General features: G+C 73.3%; 18 protein-coding genes. 9 read left to right on the top strand and 9 right to left on the bottom strand.

The features are described 5' to 3' along the window. The first annotated feature begins 50 nt into the window (after positions 1-50). On the top strand, positions 51-644 hold the full coding sequence (locus RM445_RS13300; protein ID WP_311556533.1) for a hypothetical protein: 594 nt from the start codon (positions 51-53) through the stop codon (positions 642-644). Between the two features lie 23 nt (positions 645-667). Here the strand turns inward: RM445_RS13300 and RM445_RS13295 are convergent, their stop codons facing one another. Both RM445_RS13295 and RM445_RS13290 read right to left on the bottom strand, forming a co-directional pair. Next, a complete protein-coding gene (locus tag RM445_RS13295; RefSeq protein ID WP_311556532.1) occupies positions 668-1,483 on the bottom strand; it encodes a (2Fe-2S)-binding protein in 816 nt (271 codons plus the stop codon). Next, the gene (locus RM445_RS13290) at positions 1,480-2,589 is read right to left on the bottom strand and encodes a FecCD family ABC transporter permease (RefSeq protein ID WP_311556531.1); all 1,110 of its coding nucleotides are present in this window, start codon (positions 2,587-2,589) and stop codon (positions 1,480-1,482) included. The genes RM445_RS13295 and RM445_RS13290 overlap by 4 nt, the downstream gene beginning before the upstream one ends. Before the next feature lie 181 nt (positions 2,590-2,770). On the opposite strand from RM445_RS13290, the gene RM445_RS13285 reads away from it, so the two are divergent. The 4 genes from RM445_RS13285 (at position 2,771) to RM445_RS13270 (ending at position 5,215) form a co-directional block, all read left to right on the top strand. Beyond that, positions 2,771-3,262 (top strand): Fur family transcriptional regulator, encoded by a 492-nt coding sequence (locus tag RM445_RS13285; RefSeq protein WP_311556530.1) that lies wholly within the window; start codon positions 2,771-2,773, stop codon positions 3,260-3,262. A gap of 150 nt (positions 3,263-3,412) precedes the next feature. Beyond that, positions 3,413-4,240 carry a shikimate dehydrogenase family protein gene (locus RM445_RS13280; RefSeq protein WP_311556529.1) on the top strand — a complete coding sequence of 276 codons (828 nt, stop codon included), beginning with the start codon at positions 3,413-3,415 and terminating at the stop codon, positions 4,238-4,240. A gap of 32 nt (positions 4,241-4,272) precedes the next feature. Beyond that, positions 4,273-4,578: a YciI family protein gene (locus RM445_RS13275; protein ID WP_311556528.1), complete on the top strand. Its 306-nt coding sequence runs from the start codon at positions 4,273-4,275 to the stop codon at positions 4,576-4,578. 52 nt (positions 4,579-4,630) lie between these two features. Continuing rightward, on the top strand, positions 4,631-5,215 hold the full coding sequence (locus RM445_RS13270) for a nucleotidyltransferase family protein (RefSeq protein WP_311556527.1): 585 nt from the start codon (positions 4,631-4,633) through the stop codon (positions 5,213-5,215). An 18-nt stretch (positions 5,216-5,233) separates the two neighbouring features. On the opposite strand, the gene RM445_RS13265 is transcribed toward RM445_RS13270, so the two are convergent. The 3 genes from RM445_RS13265 to RM445_RS13255 all read right to left on the bottom strand — a co-directional run bounded on the left by RM445_RS13265 (position 5,234) and on the right by RM445_RS13255 (position 8,027). Then, positions 5,234-6,874 carry an alpha/beta fold hydrolase gene (locus RM445_RS13265; RefSeq protein ID WP_311556526.1) on the bottom strand — a complete coding sequence of 547 codons (1,641 nt, stop codon included), beginning with the start codon at positions 6,872-6,874 and terminating at the stop codon, positions 5,234-5,236. 51 nt (positions 6,875-6,925) lie between these two features. Next, positions 6,926-7,183 (bottom strand): hypothetical protein, encoded by a 258-nt coding sequence (locus RM445_RS13260; protein ID WP_311556525.1) that lies wholly within the window; start codon positions 7,181-7,183, stop codon positions 6,926-6,928. A gap of 61 nt (positions 7,184-7,244) precedes the next feature. Beyond that, a complete protein-coding gene (locus RM445_RS13255) occupies positions 7,245-8,027 on the bottom strand; it encodes a pyrimidine reductase family protein (RefSeq protein ID WP_311556524.1) in 783 nt (260 codons plus the stop codon). 51 nt (positions 8,028-8,078) lie between these two features. On the opposite strand from RM445_RS13255, the gene RM445_RS13250 reads away from it, so the two are divergent. Continuing rightward, positions 8,079-8,930, top strand: a complete 852-nt coding sequence (locus RM445_RS13250; protein WP_311556523.1) for a PPK2 family polyphosphate kinase — start codon at positions 8,079-8,081, stop codon at positions 8,928-8,930. On the opposite strand, the gene RM445_RS13245 is transcribed toward RM445_RS13250, so the two are convergent. Both RM445_RS13245 and RM445_RS13240 read right to left on the bottom strand, forming a co-directional pair. After that, positions 8,923-9,918, bottom strand: a complete 996-nt coding sequence (locus RM445_RS13245; protein ID WP_311556522.1) for an inorganic phosphate transporter — start codon at positions 9,916-9,918, stop codon at positions 8,923-8,925. The genes RM445_RS13250 and RM445_RS13245 overlap by 8 nt on opposite strands. Next, positions 9,919-10,554, bottom strand: a complete 636-nt coding sequence (locus RM445_RS13240; RefSeq protein WP_311556521.1) for a DUF47 domain-containing protein — start codon at positions 10,552-10,554, stop codon at positions 9,919-9,921. It abuts the gene before it with no gap. 106 nt (positions 10,555-10,660) lie between these two features. On the opposite strand from RM445_RS13240, the gene RM445_RS13235 reads away from it, so the two are divergent. Continuing rightward, the gene (locus RM445_RS13235) at positions 10,661-11,638 is read left to right on the top strand and encodes an aldo/keto reductase (RefSeq protein WP_311556520.1); all 978 of its coding nucleotides are present in this window, start codon (positions 10,661-10,663) and stop codon (positions 11,636-11,638) included. A gap of 94 nt (positions 11,639-11,732) precedes the next feature. Here the strand turns inward: RM445_RS13235 and RM445_RS13230 are convergent, their stop codons facing one another. Then, the gene (locus RM445_RS13230; protein WP_311556519.1) at positions 11,733-12,428 is read right to left on the bottom strand and encodes a dienelactone hydrolase family protein; all 696 of its coding nucleotides are present in this window, start codon (positions 12,426-12,428) and stop codon (positions 11,733-11,735) included. A gap of 160 nt (positions 12,429-12,588) precedes the next feature. On the opposite strand from RM445_RS13230, the gene RM445_RS13225 reads away from it, so the two are divergent. Both RM445_RS13225 and RM445_RS13220 read left to right on the top strand, forming a co-directional pair. Continuing rightward, positions 12,589-13,974, top strand: a complete 1,386-nt coding sequence (locus RM445_RS13225; protein ID WP_397469290.1) for an FAD-binding oxidoreductase — start codon at positions 12,589-12,591, stop codon at positions 13,972-13,974. A 5-nt stretch (positions 13,975-13,979) separates the two neighbouring features. Beyond that, positions 13,980-15,206 carry a class I SAM-dependent methyltransferase gene (locus tag RM445_RS13220; protein WP_311556518.1) on the top strand — a complete coding sequence of 409 codons (1,227 nt, stop codon included), beginning with the start codon at positions 13,980-13,982 and terminating at the stop codon, positions 15,204-15,206. Here RM445_RS13220 and RM445_RS13215 read toward each other — a convergent pair whose 3' ends face one another. Further along, complete coding sequence (locus RM445_RS13215; RefSeq protein ID WP_311556517.1) at positions 15,207-17,126, bottom strand: ABC transporter ATP-binding protein; 1,920 nt, start codon at positions 17,124-17,126, stop codon at positions 15,207-15,209. It lies immediately after the preceding gene. Positions 17,127-17,135 lie beyond the last annotated feature (9 nt).

Genomic DNA, 17,135 nt, shown 5'->3' with positions numbered 1-17,135 from the left:
GGACGGGGGTAAGCCGCGGACAGCCGATCGACGACACAGGAGAGCACCGCATGAACGCCATCAGTACGGCCGACAGCCGAGTCGCCGCCCAGGCCATCCACGACCTGGGAGCCGCGGTGTGGTTCGGGGGTTCGGTGATGGGCGTGGCGGGGGTGAACAAGTCGGGCGCGGATCTCCGCGACGGGGTCGACAAGGTCCGGGTCGCCGAGTCGGCCTGGCGCCGCTTCGCCCCGGTGCAGTGGGTCGGGATCGGGGCCGTGCTCATCGCCGGCTCGCGGCTGACCTGGGAGAGCAAGGGACGGCTCGCCGTCCAGCACGGGATCGGCCGGGCGGGCGCGGCGCAGGCGGCCGTCGCGGTGGCCGGCGCCGCGGCGACCGGCTTCGCCGCCTTCAGCGGGAACCGGATCGGTCAGCTCACGGAGCGGGTGCAGGAGCGCGGCGACGCGTTCGACACGAAGGACGCCACGATCCCGAACGCGCAGACGCCCCCCGAGGTCGCGGTGTGGCAGCGTCGCCAGCGCGTGGCGCAGTACCTCGTGCCGGTGCTGGCCGGTGCGAACATCGTGCTGAACGCGTACCTGACGCAGCACTACCGCCCCGGCGTGACGCTCGCCGGCATCGCCCGCCGCTTCCGTCCCTCCTGACCCGCGACCGGGGTCCTTCCTTGTCAGTGCTGACCCGCTGACGGCTCGTCCGGAAGCTCGGTGAACCGGCGCAGCCGTTCGTCGACGGGGACCCGCGGGCAGGTTCCGCACGGGCCCGCGCCCGGGTCGACCTTGAAGTAGTAGCAGCACGACAGCGTGCGACGGTCGACGTGCCGCCGCCCCCGGCCGTCGACCACCACCTCCAGCGTCGACGCCGGCAGCACAGACGGCCCGGCCGGCAGGGCGAGCGCCGCCTCGGGCAGCAGTCGCTCGGGCGTGGCGTCGCCGCCGAGCTGCAGCCCGGTGTCGACGCCGTCGGTGAACGCGCCCAGCAGGGCTCGCCGCGGCAGTCGTCCCCGCGTCGGGTGCTGCGCGAGGAAGGTGTCGGCGTGCTCGCGCACCTGGGCGCGCAGCACCGCGGCGAGCTCGGCCTCGTCCCGCACGGCCGTGGCGTCGGGGTGGTCGGCGGCGGGATCGGTCGGCAGGCACCAGAACCGGGTGTCGAGCAGCGCGTAGGCGTCCGGGTAGGCCTCGGAGCAGAGCCGGAACGCGACGGCGGCCCGGTCCAACCGCGGGACGCGCCGGGCCAGCCGGAACAGCGCGCCGCCCAACCCGGCAGGTATGCCCGCGTACCAGCCCAGGACGTAGCCCGTGGCCGTCGTCGGGTGGCTGCGGCCGAACTCGTGCACGTGCTGAGCCGCGACGGCGTGCTCCCAGCGGGTGACGAACGCCGCGTCGACCTCCGCACAGCGGGTCCAGCCGGGGCCGGGGATACCGCATAGCACAGGATGATCGAACGCCTCGGCCAGACGTGCGGCCGAGTCGGCGAGCGGGGTCACGACCGGCGGCGGGTCAGCAGGAACAGCAGGTAGGGCGCGCCGAGCACGGCGATGACGATCCCGACCGGCAGCTCGACCGGCAGCATGGTGCGGGCCACCAGGTCGGCGGCGACCACCAGCAGCGCGCCGCCGATCGCCGACGCGAGCAGCGGGGGCCGTGCGGTGTGCGCGAGCCGCAGGCAGATCTGCGGGACGACGAGCGCGACGAACGCGATCGGCCCGGCCGCCGACGTCGCGACCGCCGCGAGCGCGACGGCGAGCACGACCAGCGCGGCCCGGGTCCGGTCCACGCGCAGCCCGAGCCCGCGCGCCGAGTCGTCGCCCAGCTGCAGCACGCCGACCCGGGCACTCAGCAGGAGCGCGGCAGGGACCAGCACGACCAGGGCCACCGCGACCGGGACGACCTGCTCCCACCCCCGCCCGTTGAGGCTGCCCGTCAACCACACGGTGGCCCGTGCGGCGTCCTGGACCTTGGTGATCACCAGCAGCCAGTCGATGAGCGCCGTCGCGGCGGCGTCGATCCCGATGCCGACGAGCACCAGCCGGTAGCCGTCGAGGCCGTGCCGCCACGCCAGCGCGTACGCCAGCGCGGCGGCGCCGAGGCCGCCGATCACGGCCGCGACGGGCAGGCCGATGCCGGCCAGCAGCGGCCCGACCACCCCCGACGTCCCGCCGAGCGCGATCACCGCGACCGCCGCGGCACCGGCTCCCGCGGTGACGCCGAGGACGTCCGGGCTCGCCAGCGGGTTGCGGGCGACGGCCTGGGTGAGTGCCCCTGCCACGCCGAGTGCGGCACCGACCAGAGCGCCGACCGCCACCCGGGGGAGCCGCAGCTCGAGGACGACGAACTGCTGCGCCCGCGCTCCGCCACCGGCGAGCACCGCGAGCACGTCGCCGACGGGGATCTGGACGTCTCCCCGCCCGATGCTCAAGGCGGAGACGACGGCCAGGAGGCCGAGGGAGACCAGCGGTACGGCGACGACGCGGGGCCGCCACACCCCGGAAACGGGGCCGACGCGGACGGGCGCCCGGCCCGGGACCCGCTCCGTCACCGTCGAGGTCATGCCCGGCCCCGACGGTGGTGCGGTGACCCGGACGTTCGGCACATGCGGGACCTTCCGGTCGAGGGGCGGGCGGCGTCGTCCAGTATGAGGTGAGGCTGTCCTACGTCGTGGGGTCACCCGAACGACCGCACTGGGCCGGGAACCCGATCACCGCTGTGGAGGCGGCCTGCGCCGGTTCGAGAATTTGACCGGTTCCAGAAAGCGGGGCAGTGTCGGCGGAGCCATGACGCCTCCTGCCGACACTCCCCGCGCCGACCCGGCCGTCGACGCCCTCCGTGGCGCCGGTCTGCGGGTCACCGCACCCCGCCGGGCGGTGCTCACCTGGCTCTCCGAGCACCCCCACTCGACGGCCGACGCCGTCGGTGCGGCCGTGCGCGCCCAGCTCGGCACCGTCTCCACCCAGGCCGTCTACGACGTGCTGGCCGCCTGCGTCGACGCCGGTCTCGTGCGCCGGATCGAGCCGGCGGGCCACCCTGCCCGCTTCGAGCGTCGGGTGGCCGACAACCACCATCACGTGGTGTGCCGCCGTTGCGGCGTCACGCAGGACGTCGACTGTGCGGTCGGCCCCGCGCCCTGCCTGGCCCCGTCGCAGGCCCACGGTTTCGCCGTCGACGAGGCCGAGGTCGTCTTCTGGGGGCTCTGCCCGTCGTGCCAGGACCTTCGAGCCGCTGAACATGCCGACCCGGCTCGGGAGAGCGCACAGGCGAAGACCTGAGCGCTCCACCACCTCCCGTCCGGGTGACAACAGCGCCCGCGGCTCCCACCCCCCGGGGAGCCGCGGGCGCGCCCCTCCCGCGAGTCGGCACGTTCGTCCCCGCGAGTCCGCGGCACCTGCGGTCCATCCTCGTCGTGTGAAGGAGAACCGATGACCCCCGACGTCGCCACGGGCTACCCCGTCCTGTCCGGCGAGACCCTCGTCGTCCCGATCCTGGGCGACCCGATCGCGCAGGTGAAGAGCCCCGACGGGGTCACCCGCGCCCTCGTCGCCCGCGGCCGCGACGCCGTGTGCGTCCCGATGCACGTGTTATCCGACAATCTGGACACGGTCGTCCGCGGCCTCGGCCCGGTCCGCAACGTCGCCGGGCTGATCGCGACGGTCCCGCACAAGTTCGGCCTGGCCGCGCACTGCGCCACCCTCACCGACCGCGCCGCGTTCCTCGGCTCGGTCAACGTCGCCCGGCGCAACCCCGACGGCACCTGGCACGGCGACCAGGTCGACGGCGCGGCGTTCGTCGCCGCCTGCCGCGCGAATGGAGCGAGGACCGAGCGAGCGCGGGCCCTGCAGGTCGGCGCCGGGGGAGCAGGCTCGGCGATCGCGCTGGCCCTGCTCGACGCCGGCGTCGCCGAGCTGACCCTGCACGACGCCGACCCCGCGCGGCTCGACGCGCTGGCCGGGCGGCTGCGCGACCGGTTCGGAGACCGGGTCACCTCCGGCCCGGCCGACCCCGCCGGCTTCGGGATCGTCGCCAACGCCACCCCCATGGGCATGCGCGAGGGCGACCCGCTGCCGGTCGACGTCGCGGGCCTCGGGCCGGACGCGTTCGTCGGCGACGTCATCACCAAGCCCGCCGTCTCACCGCTGGTCGCGGCCGCCCGCCGCATCGGGTGCGGCACCTCGACCGGCGGCGACATGTTCGCCGCCGTGTCCGGGCTGATCGTCGACGTCCTGGTCGAGGACGGGATGCTCGCGTGAGTACCGAAGAGTTCGCCCGAGGAAGGACACCGATGTCACTGTTCGCCGTCATCTACCGCTACGTCGACGACACCGCCACGCTCGACGAGCACCGCCCGCGACACCGCGACCACCTGCGCTCCCTGCACGAGGCCGGTCACCTCGTGATCAGCGGCCCCCTGGCCGAGGGCGGCGGCCCCGGTGCCCTGCTGATCTTCCGGGCCGACGCCGCCGAGCAGGTCGAAGAATGGCTCGAGAACGACCCGTTCCGCGTGCTCGAGTTGATCGTCGAGCGCGAGATCCGGGCCTGGAACCCGGCGTTCGGGGCGGACCGGCTCGCCCCGCTGCCCGCGGTGTGACCGACCGGGTCTGTCCGATTGGGTGAGGCCGTCATCGGGTAGCAGATCTCTCGTGCCCGACGACGGTCCCGCCCGAGCGAGCGCCCCGCCGAACGACGACCAGCCGCTGCGCGTCGCCATGAAGAAGGTCGCCACCGCGCTCAAGGGCGCGAACGTGCCCTTCGCCCTCAGCGGCGGCTACGCGTCGTGGGCCCGCGGCGGCCCGGAGCCGTCGCACGACGTCGACTTCGTGCTCCTCGCCGACGACGTCCCGCACGCCCTGCAGGTGCTCGACGCGGCAGGGCTGCGGGTCGTCGAGCCGCCGGAGGACTGGCTGGTCAAGGTCTACGACGGCGACGCGCTCGTCGACCTGATCTTCCGACCCGCCGAGCGGCCGGTCACGCGCGAGCAACTCGACGCGGCCAACGAGGTGCGCGTCGACTCCGTGGTGATGCCCGTCCAGTCGGCCACCGATCTACTGGCCGCCAAGCTGCTCGTGCTCAACGAGCACTACTGCGATTTCGCGCGGCTGTTCCCGCACGTCCGCGCGCTGCGGGAACAGGTCGACTGGCCGGCGCTGCACGAGGTCGTCGGGCACTCGCCGTTCGCCCGCAGCTTCCTCGCCCTGTGCGGCGAGCTGGGGATCGCCGAGTCGTAGAACGCCAGGGCGCCGGTCTCAGGGCGGGCAGAGCGTCCCGTCGAGCGGCAACCTCCCGGCGACCAGGACCGTGCCGACAGCGGCCACGACGCACGGCGTCCGCGGATAGGCACCGGTGCCGCCGCCCTGCCAGCTGAGGAACAACGCCCCCGGCGTCTCGCTCGCCACCCGGCGGGAGTTCTCCAGCGGCCCCCGCGGATCGTGCGCGGTGCCGATCACCAGGACCGGGGGGAGCTGGGTGCCGGGGTCGGGCACCGGTGCCGGGGAGGCGGTCGGCCACGGCCCGCAGGCCAGCAGCCGTTGCGCCATCGTCGCCCCGAACAGGGGATAGGCGGTACGCCACCGGCGGGTCAGGTCGCCGACCTCGGCGGGCGTCATCCGCCGCTGCACGTCGTTGCAGTCGGTCGCGAGCGCGATGTCGAACTCACCGCCGCGCGTGACCAGGGGGACCAGCCGGCTGATCAACGCGTCGGGAACGCCGCTCTGCGCCTGGCCGAGCGCGGCGGCGAGGTCCGGCCACCCGGCCGGCTCGCTCAGCCCCGTGAGGAGCGCCGTGACCGTCATCCCCGCGGTCAGCCGCCGACCGTCGGTCGCGGTGATCGGCTGTGCGCGCAGGCGGCCGACGAAGGCGGAGACCGCTGCGCGGGGGTCGGCGCCGAGCGGGCAGGTGGGTTCGGCGGCGCAGGCCGCGGCGAAGGCGTCGAACGCCGACTCGGCGGCGGCCGCACGGGCCTCGGCGGCGTCGGGCTCGTCCAGCGCGGCGTTCGGCGGGCCGTCGAGGACGAGCCGACCGGCGGCAGCGGGGTGGGTCCGGGCCCAGGTGCTCAGGGCGGTGGCGCCGTCGCCGACGCCGATCGCCGACATCTGCGTCACACCCAGCGCGGCCCGCGCCTGCTCGATGTCCCACGCCGTGGACGCGGTGCGGTAGCCGCTCAGTGCTCCCGCATGGACGAGATAGCAGTCCTGGACGACCTGTCGTGCCTGCTCGAGCAGGGCGTTGAGCGCGGTGAGGCTGCCGTCGCCGCCCGGGTCGATGTTGACGAAGGCGCTGCGGGCGACCGCGGGGCCGCAGTCGAGGTCGTCGATGCCCGCCCCGCGGCGGTCGATGCCGACGAGCGTGTAGCGCTGCAGCAGCTCGACGGGCACCTGCCCGGCCAGGATCGCGGCGCCGGTGGCGGAGGGTCGGGTGGCGCTGTCGCCGACGACGAGCAGCGGCGGCCGGTCGGCGGGCGCGTCGGCGAGCCCGACCCGCATCAGCCCGATCCGCGTCCGGCTCAGCCCGGGCTGAGCCGGGTCGGCCTCGACGGTGAGCAGGGCGCAGCCCACGCGCAGGACGCGGTCGGCGGGAGTGGGCACGGCCGTGGCGAGGGTGCCGGTGCAGTCGCGGAACTCGATCGTCGGGAATCCGGGCTGCGGGACGGGCAGCGGCACCGGAGCGGCGACGGGCGGCGGTGCGGAGGCCGGTGGCACGGGCATGTGCTCCCCGCGCACGGCGACGGGCGGCCGCTGCGACGGCCCGACCGTGCACCCCGCGAGCAGCGTGGCGACGGCGAGCAGGAGCCCGGCGATCACCGCCCGGGCCGACCGCCTCCCCCCGGCAAGTTGCGCGTCGCGCCCTTCCGGCACGTGCCCCTCCGCCCGGTCCCCGATCCCGTTCACTTCTCCTCACCCTGCTCGTCGGGCGGTGAGGCGGCGGTGAGCACCGAAGGGTCAGGACGGGTCGTGTCGCCGCCGCCAGGTGCGGATCAACGCCACCCCGAGGCGAACGGGGAACGACATCGGATCGTGGGTATTCGCCGGCGGACCGGCATCGGTACCGACCGCGTCGGCCGCGTCCGCGATCCGGAACCGGTCCATGCCGGCGGTGAAGACAGCGGGATCACCACCCCGGTCCGGATGGTGGTCGCGGACGAAGGCCCGGAATGCGACCCGCTGCTCCGGCGAGAGGCGACGGTCCGGATCACTCATCCGACGTCCTCAGCACGCGGACGTGCAACTCGCCGGGCAGGAACGCGCAACTCGCGGCACGTCACACCGGAGGCGGGGCGTCGGCGGCATCGGTCGGGTCGGGGGAGCGGCGGTAGCGCAGGAGCAGGGCGTCGTCCGCGTGCAACGCGCCCACCAGCGTCATCCGCCGTGGCGGGGGGCCCGACGGGCCGTGCGCGATGCGGCCCCCCTCGCCGCCCACCAGCAGCGGCGCCACCGTGAGGCACAGCTCGTCCACCGCGTCGGCCGCATGGAGCGCGCCGAGGAGCGACGGGCCGCCCTCGCACAGCACCCGGGTCAGCCCGCGGCGGCCCAGCTCGGCGAGCAGGACGTCCGGGGTCAAACGGGGGAGGACGACGACCTCCCCACCCGCCTCGGTGATCGCCCCCCGCCGGTCGGCCGGCGCCGACTCGAGCGTCAGGATCAGCGGCGGCACCACGGTGTCGCTGAACAGCGCGCTCGTCGGTTCGAGGTCCGCCGACCCGGTGACGACGGCGACCGGCGGCGGCGTGTCACGGCCACGCGTGTTCCGCTGCACGCCGTTGTACTTCTCCGTGCGCACCGTGCCCGCGCCGACGAGGACCACCTCCGCCAGCTCCCGGAGCAGGTCGAACACCTTCTTGTCGGCCGCGTTCCCCAGCCCGCCGGACTGCCCGTCGACCGTCACCGCCCCGTCGAGGCTCGACACGAAGTTGACCCGCACGTACGGCACCGCGCGCTTCTCCGGCCAGGCGTAGTGGGCGGCGAGCGTGGCGTCGAGTTCGGCGTCGTCGAGCGCCCCGTCGTCGAGGCCGGTGGCGGACGGCGGCGGCCAGAGGCGGTGCACGGGGCCATTCCACCATCCGGATCGTCGGTCGGCCGGGCTACCCTCCGCGCCGTGACCGCGACCCGGACCTTGCGGCAGGCGCTGCGCGCCCCGAAGGACCTCGACCTGACGGCCGTCGACCCGCGCGGGCGGCCCGTCGGCCCGCGCGACAAGAAGGCGGCCGCCGACGCGATGACCGAGCTCGGCGAGCGGCTCGGCGCACAGCAGGAGGCGCTGTACGCCGAGGCGGCCGGGGGTGGCCACCGCGCCGTGCTCCTCGTTCTGCAGGGCATGGACACCTCCGGCAAGGGCGGGGTCATCGAGCACGCGGCCGGCCTGATCAACCCGCAGGGGCTGCACATCGCGTCGTTCAAGAAGCCGACGTCCGAGGAACTCGCCCACGACTTCCTGTGGCGGATCCGTCGGCAGGTGCCCGCCGCGGGGATGATCGGCGTGTTCGACCGCTCGCACTACGAGGACGTGCTCGTGGTGCGGGTGAACGGGCTGGTCCCGGAGCTGGAGTGGCGGTCGCGGTACGGCGCGATCCGCGACTTCGAGGGCGAACTGGCGGCGGCGGGCGTCGCGATCGTCAAGTGCATGCTGCACATCTCGCCCGAGGAGCAGCAGGCGCGGCTGCTCGCCCGGCTCGACGACCCGGCGAAGCGGTGGAAGTACAACCCGGGCGACGTCGACGTCCGGGGCAGGTGGGCCGACTACCGCGCCGCCTACACGGGCGCCCTGCGCGAGACCGACAGCGACGTCGCGCCCTGGTACATCGTCCCCGCGGACCGCAAGTGGTACCGGAACTGGGCCGTCTCCGCCCTGCTGGCCGAGACGCTGGAGGAGATGGCCCCGCAGTACCCGCCGCCGTCGTACGACGTGGCCGTCGAGCGGCGGCGGGTGGAGGCCAGCACGGTCAGGTGACCAGCGGGTGGATCAACCAGAAGGCGAGCGCCGCGGCCAGCGCCGCCATCGGGATGGTCAGCACCCACGCGACGACGATGTTGCCCGCGACCCCCCAGCGCACCGCGGACAGCCGCTTCGTCGCGCCGACCCCGAGGATCGACGAGGTGATCGTCTGGGTCGTGGAGATCGGCGCCGCGAAGGCGAACGCGGTGGTGTAGAGCACGGCCGACGCGGTGGCCTCCGCCGCGAAGCCGCGCGGCGGGTCGAGGTCGATGATCCGCCGCCCGAGCGTGCGCATGATCCGCCAGCCGCCGGAGTACGTTCCGGCCGACAGCGCTCCCGCCGACAGCAGGATCACCCACCACGGCACCTCGAAGCCCTGGTGGAAGCCGCCGACGACCAGCGCCAGCACGATCACGCCCATCGTCTTCTGCGCGTCCTGCAGGCCGTGCCCCAGCGCCATCGCCGCGGCGGACACCGTCTGGGCGTGGCGGAAGCCCCGGCTCAACCGGCTCGGGCGGCCGTTCCGGAAGATCCACAGCAGGGCGAGCATGACCAGCCCGGCGAGGACGAAGCCGACGATCGGTGAGATCACCATCGGGATGATCACCTTGTCGAGGACGCCGCTCCACTTCACCGTGCCCGCCGACGCCAGTCCGGCGCCGACGAGGCCGCCGATCAACGCGTGCGACGACGACGAGGGCAGGCCGAAGTACCAGGTGACGAGGTTCCAGAAGATCGCACCGAGCAGCGCCGCGAGCACGACCACCAGCCCCGGTATGCCCACCGGGGCGTCGATGATGCCGCTGCCGACCGTCGTGGCGACGGCGGTGCCGAGGAACGCGCCGACCAGGTTCATGACCGCCGCCATGATCAGCGCGGTGCGGGGGGCGAGGGCGCGCGTCGACACCGAGGTGGCGATCGCGTTCGCCGCGTCGTGGAAGCCGTTCGTGTAGTCGAAGCCGAGTGCGACGATGATCACCACGACGATCGCGGCGAACTCCACTCAGGCCTCCTTGACGGCGATGCTCTCGACGGTGTTGGCCACCGTCTCGAAGGCGTCGGCGGCCTCCTCGAGGGTCTCGACCACCTCCTTCGTCTTGAGCACCGTGAGGACGTCTGCGGGAGGCGCGCCCTCGGGCGGGGCGAGCAGGTCGCCCAGCAGCGTCCGGTAGATGTCGTCCGCCTCGTTCTCCAGCGAGTTGACCTGGATCCAGTACTCCTGCAGCTCGGCCATCTTCTCCAGCCGCGGCATGGCCTCTGCCGTCGCCGCGGCGGCCCGCTGCAGCACCTCGACCTGCGCGCCGATCCCGTCGGGCAGCGTGCCGAGCCGGTAGAGCACGATCCGGTCGGCGGCTTCCTCGATCGCGTCGAGGACGTCGTCGAGCGCCGAGGCGAGCCGGTAGATGTCCTCGCGGTCGAACGGCGTCACGAAGGTCGTATTGATCTTGACCATGATCTCGTGGGTGACCTCGTCGCCCGCGAGTTCGGCCTCCTTGACGCGCGCCGCGAGCGTGTGGCGGCCTGCCGGATCCGTCGCGACGAGCTTGGCCAGCTCGTCCGCGGCGACGGCGATGTTCTCCGCAGCTCGGGTGAACAGCGGGTAGAAGCCGCGTTCATGTGGCGTCAACCTGAAAGCCATCCGCACGTTGTACCCGGTCAACCGCATCCGGGACGACCAGGGGCCGTGCCGTGTCCTGATCGTGGCGATTTCTGCACCGTCGTGCCGTGCGGTGTAGACCGGGGGTATGCGTTATGTCGACGACATCCCAGCGGCGAAGCGGTACTCGGTGATCGGGCTGGGCACCTGGCAGTTCGGCTCGAGGGAGTGGGGCTACGGCGGCGGCTACGACGACGCCGAGGCGGGCCGGATCGTCCGCCGCGCCCGCGAGCTGGGGATCACCGTGTTCGACACCGCCGAGGTCTACGGCTTCGGGCGCAGCGAGCGGATCCTCGGCGAGGCGCTGCGGGCGAGCGGCGGCACGGACGACGTGGTGATCGCGACCAAGGTGTTCCCGGTGGTGCCGACGGCGGCGGTCGTGCAGCAGCGCGGGGTGGCCAGCGCGCAGCGACTCGGGGTGAAGACGATCGACCTCTACCAGCTGCACTGGCCGAACCCGGTGGTCCGCGACGCCACGGCGATGCGCGGCATGCGGGCGCTGCGCGACGTCGGTGTCGTCGACCAGGTCGGCGTCTCGAACTACCCGTTGCGCCGCTGGCAGCGCTCGGAGGTCGACCTCGGCGGGGTCGTGCTGACCAACCAGGTGCAGTTCAGCCTGGTCTCCCGCGGCCCGATGACGGACACGCTGCCGTGGGCGGCGCGGACCGGGCACGTCGTCATGGCCTACAGCCCGCTGGCTCAGGGGCTGCTCTCCGGGCGGTACGACGCCGACAACCGCCCGACGAACCGGGTGCGGGCCGCGAACGCGATGTTCCTGCCGGAGAACCTCCGGGCCGCCGGGCCGCTGCTGTCGGTGCTGCGCGAGGTCGCAGCGGCGCACGACGTGACCCCGGCGCAGATCGCGCTGGCGTGGACGGTGCACCACCCGCACGTCGTCGCGATCCCCGGCGCGTCGAGCGTCGCGCAGGTGGAGAGCAACGCCGCGGCGGCGGAGATCAGGCTGGCGCCCGACGAGTACGGCGCGCTGACGGCGGCGGCGGAGGCGTTCCACCCGACGACGGGGGTCTCCGCGATCCCGGCGCTGATGCGGGCCCGCCGCAGCTGATCCCGCGCCGCGGGGGTGGCCGGGAGCGTCAGCATGGTGGCTTTGCTGCGGTCGGAGTGCAGCAAAGCCACCATGCTGCGAAACTCGCGCCCGCTCAGCCCAGGTTCGCCCGCAGGAACTCCACCGTCCGGCTCCACGCCAGCCTCGCCTGCTCCGGGTCGTGGGTGCCCAGCAGGTTCTCGTCGTTGAAGAACGCGTGGCCCGCCGGGTAGAAGTGCAACTCCGGGGTCACGCCCGACTCCTTCTCGATCCGGTCCGCGAGCGCCCGTGCCGCCTCGGGTGTCGTGAACCCGTCCTCCTCGCCGAAGTGGCCCAGCACCGGCGCCGTCAGCCCCGACAGGTCCGGGTAGTCCTCCTTGAGCACGCCGTAGAACGGCACCGCCGCGCCGATCCGGCCGCCTTGCTGGGCCGCGAGGACGATCACGAACCCGCCGCCCATGCAGAACCCGACGGCGCCGACCTTCGACGACGTGACGGCCGCGTGCCCGAGCAGGAAGTCGACAGCCCCGGCGAGGTCCTGGGCCGCCTTGTCGACCGGCAGCTCGGACATCAGCCTGCCGGCCTCGTCGGAGTCGTGGGTCGTGGCACCGCCGAACAGGTCGGGAGCCAGTGCGACGAAGCCCTCGGCGGCGAACCGGTCCGTGACGTCCTTGATGTGGGTGGTGAGGCCCCACCACTCCTGGATGACCACCAGCCCGGGGCCGCTGCCGGACTCCGGGAGGGCGAGGTAGCCGTGGGCGGTGCTGCCGTTGCTCGGAAAAGTGACGTTCTGCACAGGGTTCTCGGTCACGGCGACATTCGAGCACGCCCGCGGTGGAGCCACACGCAGGGCCCGCTCGCGTCCGATGTGCACACCGGGCCGATCTCGGTGCGACGGACGGTGCGCACACCCGGGCGATGTCATCTTCCGCACCTTCCGGGTGGAGGTTGTGCGAGCTAACGTTCCGGCTGTGAGCGTGATCGTCCCTGTCGCCGACCACGTCGCCGCTGCCGCCGACCTGGTCAGGCGCTACCGCGAGCTTCCTCCGGAGGCCCGGGTGCGTCTGGGCAAGCCCAGCTCGAACCTGTTCCGGTTCGGCGCACCCCCGCCCACCCTGGACGCCTCGGGGCTCTCCGGGGTGATCTCCGTCGACCCGGTCGCCCGCACCGCGGACGTCGCGGGGATGACGACGTACGAGGACCTCGTCGACGCCACCCTCCCGCACGGCCTGATGCCCCTGGTCGTCCCGCAGCTCAAGACCATCACGCTGGGTGGGGCCGTGGCCGGACTGGGCATCGAGTCGACCTCGTTCCGCAACGGTCTGCCGCACGAGTCGGTGCGTGCGATGGAGATCCTCACCGGCGCCGGCGAGGTCGTCACCGCGACCCCGGACGGCGAGCACGCCGACCTGTTCCGCGGCTTCCCGAACTCCTACGGCACCCTGGGCTACGCCCTGCGGCTGACGATCGACCTGCAGCCCGTCAGCCCCTACGTCCGGCTGCGGCACCACCGCTATCCCGACGCGAAGGCCTGCACGGACGCGATCGTCGAGCTCGCCGATCCGCACGGTTGCCTCGACTTCCTCGACGGCACCGTCTTCGACGCCGGCGAGCAGTACCTGACCACCGGCGAGTTCGTCGACGCCCTGCCGGCCGGGACGAGCGCGAGCGACTACACCGGCCAGAAGATCTTCTACCGCTCCCAGCAGGAGCGGGCCGTCGACCACCTGACGACCCGCGACTACATCTGGCGGTGGGACACCGACTGGTTCTGGTGCTCCCGCGCGCTGGGAGTGCAGAACCCGGTCGTCCGCCGCTTCTGGCCGGGCCGGTACCGCCGGTCGGACGTCTACCGGCGCATCGTCGCCCTCGACCGCCGCCACGGGTTCAGCGACCGGCTCAACACCCTGCGGAAGCGGCCGGTGGAGGAGCCCGTCGTGCAGGACGTCGAGATCCCGGTGCGCAACCTGCCGGCGTTCCTCGAGGCGTTCCACCGCGACATCGGGATCTCGCCGGTATGGCTGTGCCCGCTGCGGCTGCGTTCGGGCCGGCCGTGGACGCTCTACCCGATGAAGCCGGGGGAGTTGTACGTCAACGTCGGTTTCTGGTCGTCGGTGCCGGAGAAGGCCGGGGAGCCGGACGCGCACAACCGGCGGATCGAGCAGCTCGTCACCGATCTCGACGGGCACAAGTCGCTCTACTCGACGGTTCACTACTCCGAGGACGAGTTCTGGCAGCACTACAACGGGCTTGCCTACCGCGCACTCAAGCAGCGCTACGACCCGCGCGGCCGGTTGCCCGATCTGTACTCCAAGGTTGCCAGTCCTTCAGCACACACCGGGAAGACAGGACGGTGAAGCACATGCAGGTTGCAGATGTCATCGGCAGCATGCTGGGGTCGGACCTCCCGATCCGGGTGCTCGGCTACGACGGCAGCAAAGCGGGGCCCGACACGGCGGAGACGGCGTTGCGGATCGTCTCCCCGCGGGCCCTCGCGCGGCTGGCGACGGCGCCGGGCACCCTGGGTCTCGCCAGGGCGTACGTGACGGGTGAGCTCGAGGTCGAGGGCGATATCTACGCCCTGCTGGACGGGATCTCGGACGTCACGTTGAACTCGATCCCGCGCGCCGAGCAGCTGCGGCTGGTCCGCAAGCTCGCCCCGATCGCGCTGCGGCACCGCGTCTCCCCGCCTGACCTCGAGTACCGCCCGCCGGGCCGGCTGCACTCCAAGAAGCGCGACAGCAAGGCCATCGCGCACCACTACGACGTCTCGAACACCTTCTACGAGTGGGTGCTCGGGCCGTCGATGGCCTACACGTGCGCGGTCTACCCGACGCCCGACGCGACGTTGGAGCAGGCGCAGTCGGAGAAGTTCGAGCTGGTGTCGCAGAAGCTCGCGCTGAAGCCGGGCATGCGGCTGCTCGACGTCGGCTGTGGCTGGGGCGCGATGGTCATGCACGCGGCAGCCGAGCACGGGGTGCGCGCTCTCGGTGTGACCCTGTCCCGCAACCAGGCGGAGTGGGCGCAGAAGGAGATCGAACGCCGCGGGCTGGGCCACCTCGCCGAGGTGCGCCACCTCGACTACCGCGACACGCCTGCAGCGCAGTTCGACGCCGTCAGCTCGATCGGGCTCACCGAGCACCTCGGCCGGGCCGCGCTGCCGTCGTACTTCCGGTTCTTGGCGAGCCGCCTGCGGCCGGGCGGGCGGCTGCTCAACCACTGCATCACGCAGAGCCGCACCTACAAGGGGCGGACCGACCCGTTCATCGACCGCTACGTCTTTCCCGACGGCCAGCTGCACGCCGTCGGTCACCTGATCTCGGTGATGAACGACAACGGCTTCGAGATCCGCCACGAGGAGAACCTGCGCGAGCACTACGCGATGACCCTGCGCGACTGGGGTCGCAACCTCGACGAGCACTGGACCGAGGCCGTGGCCGACGTCGGCGAGGGCCGGGCGCGGGTGTGGCGGCTCTACATGGCCGCGTGCCGGCTGGGCTTCGAGCGCGACAACATCCAGCTGCACCAGGTGCTGGGCGAGGTCGTCGGCGACAGGGGCGCGTCCGGGTTCCCGCTCCGCGGCTGGTGATCACGGCGCACCGCCGTTGCGGTGGTCGTCGGTGTAGGCGCGCGCCTGCAGGGTGAACAGCTCGCGGTAGACGCCGTCGCGCGCCATCAGCGCGTCGTGCGTGCCGACGTCGGTGATCCGCCCGTGCTCCAGCACCACGATCTGGTCCGCGGTGCGGACGTTGGCGAGCCGGTGGGTCACCAGCACCGTGATCCCGCCGAGCCCGTCGGCTCCCGCCGCCGCCATCGAACGCAGCGCGGCGAACACGGTGTGCTCGGCGCGGGCGTCGAGTGCGGCGGTGGGCTCGTCCGCGACGACGACGGGCGCCAGCCGGTAGAGCCCGCGGGCCACGCTGATCCGCTGCCACTGCCCACCCGACAGGTCGCGCCCGCCCTGGAACTGCTTCGACAGCATCGTGCGCAGCCCGCCGGGCAGCTCCGCCAGCACCGCGTCGGCGCCCGACCGGGCGGCGGCGTCGGTGAACAGCCCGTCGTCCGGGTCCGGCCGCGCCAGCCGTCCGATGCGCACGTTGTTCTCCGCGGTGACCGGCCAGCGCAACGGCTCCTGCATGACCACGGCGACCTGCCCCCACAGGTCGTCGGTGGCGATCCGCGCGGTGTCCCGACCGTCCCACGTGACGGTGCCCGACGTCGGCAGGTACAGCCCCGTGACCAGCTTCGCCAGCGTCGTCTTGCCCGAGCCGTTCTCGCCCACCAGCGCGACCACCTGCCCGCGGCGCAGGGTCAGCGTCACCCCGCGCAGGGCGTCGTCCTCCTGGCCGGGATAGCGGAAGGTCACGTCGGTGAGCGCGATCGTCGCCGGGCCGCCCTCCAGGGTGTGCAGAGCCGCAGGCCGCCTCCGGGCGGCGAGGTCGTCGAGGCAGGTGCGGTAGACGTCCACGTGCAGGCCCAGCTCGAACAGCCGGTTGAACGCGTAGATACCGGTGACGATCGACTGCGCCGCGGTGCGCATGGCCAGCACCGCGGTCCCGGCCAGCGCCAGCGGCAGCAGGCCCTCGTAGAGGAGGAGCCCCAGACCGCAGTACCCGACCGCCGAGCCGACGCCGGACAGCGTCCGCCCGACCGTCGTCACGCGGTTCTGCTGCAGTCCGACCCGCACCTCGTCGTCGCCGAGGTCCGCGGCGATCCGCCGGTGCTCGCCCAGCACGACGTCCCGCGTGGTGAACGCCCGCAGCTCCGCGGCGTTCTGGCGCTCCGACAGCAGATCACCGGTGACGAACCGGCGCCGGAGGGTGGCGTTGATCCGCACGTTCGCCGCCATGCGCAGCTGCGCTCCGCGGACCCCCGCCCAGCCCTGGGGGAGCGCGGCGAGCAGCACCAGCGGCGCGAGCACCGGGTGCAGCAGCCCCGCGGTCACCACGGCCGCACCCGTCGAGACGACCGCGGCCGCCAGGTCGCCGACGAGCGACGCTCCGAACCGCAGGTGTATCAGCGCCTGCTCGGCCCGCTGTACCAGCGTGGTGAAGTCGGCGTCGTCGAAGGCGGCCAGCTCGACGTCGGCGAGGCCGGTGTAGAGCTCGTCCTGAGCGCGTTCCTCGATCCGCGGCAGGAGCCGGGCCTGGACCGACCCGCTGGCCGCCTGGAGCGCCCCGCGCGCCACCAGCGCGCCGACCACCACGGCCAGTGCGGGCAGGGCGTCGACGACCCGCTGCGGCGTCGGACCTGCGGCGAGCAGATTCGTGAAGACGTCGACGGTCGAGAGCAGGCCGAGCGCAGTGGCCACCGCCGTCGCCAGCTGCAGGACGAGGGCCAGCAGCGTCCAGCGTGGTGAGGCCCGCCACGACCAGGCGGTCAGCAGCAGGGCCGTCCGCGGGGCACCCCGGGCCACCGTCCAGATCCCCGCCTGGCTCGCCTCCAGCTGGCTCCGTGCCCAGTACGGCGTCTCCAGCTCGGCGGCACCGATGAGCGGTTCGTCCTCCACTGTGTCCCC

Source organism: Pseudonocardia charpentierae, from assembly GCF_031845345.1.
GTDB lineage: Bacteria > Actinomycetota > Actinomycetes > Mycobacteriales > Pseudonocardiaceae > Pseudonocardia > Pseudonocardia charpentierae.
The sequence above is the reverse complement of the archived record's forward strand: the minus strand, read 5'-3'. Positions and strand labels throughout refer to the sequence as shown.

Excerpts from the sequence above, each read along its gene's own strand:
- RM445_RS13235 (WP_311556520.1), top strand. The coding sequence starts at position 10,661 with ATGCGTTATGTCGACGACATCCCAGCGGCGAAGCGGTACTCGGTGATC.
- RM445_RS13240 (WP_311556521.1), bottom strand. The coding sequence starts at position 10,554 with ATGGCTTTCAGGTTGACGCCACATGAACGCGGCTTCTACCCGCTGTTC.
- RM445_RS13220 (WP_311556518.1), top strand. The coding sequence starts at position 13,980 with ATGCAGGTTGCAGATGTCATCGGCAGCATGCTGGGGTCGGACCTCCCG.
- RM445_RS13260 (WP_311556525.1), bottom strand. The coding sequence starts at position 7,183 with ATGAGTGATCCGGACCGTCGCCTCTCGCCGGAGCAGCGGGTCGCATTC.
- RM445_RS13285 (WP_311556530.1), top strand. The coding sequence starts at position 2,771 with ATGACGCCTCCTGCCGACACTCCCCGCGCCGACCCGGCCGTCGACGCC.
- RM445_RS13275 (WP_311556528.1), top strand. The coding sequence starts at position 4,273 with ATGTCACTGTTCGCCGTCATCTACCGCTACGTCGACGACACCGCCACG.
- RM445_RS13300 (WP_311556533.1), top strand. The coding sequence starts at position 51 with ATGAACGCCATCAGTACGGCCGACAGCCGAGTCGCCGCCCAGGCCATC.
- RM445_RS13280 (WP_311556529.1), top strand. The coding sequence starts at position 3,413 with ATGACCCCCGACGTCGCCACGGGCTACCCCGTCCTGTCCGGCGAGACC.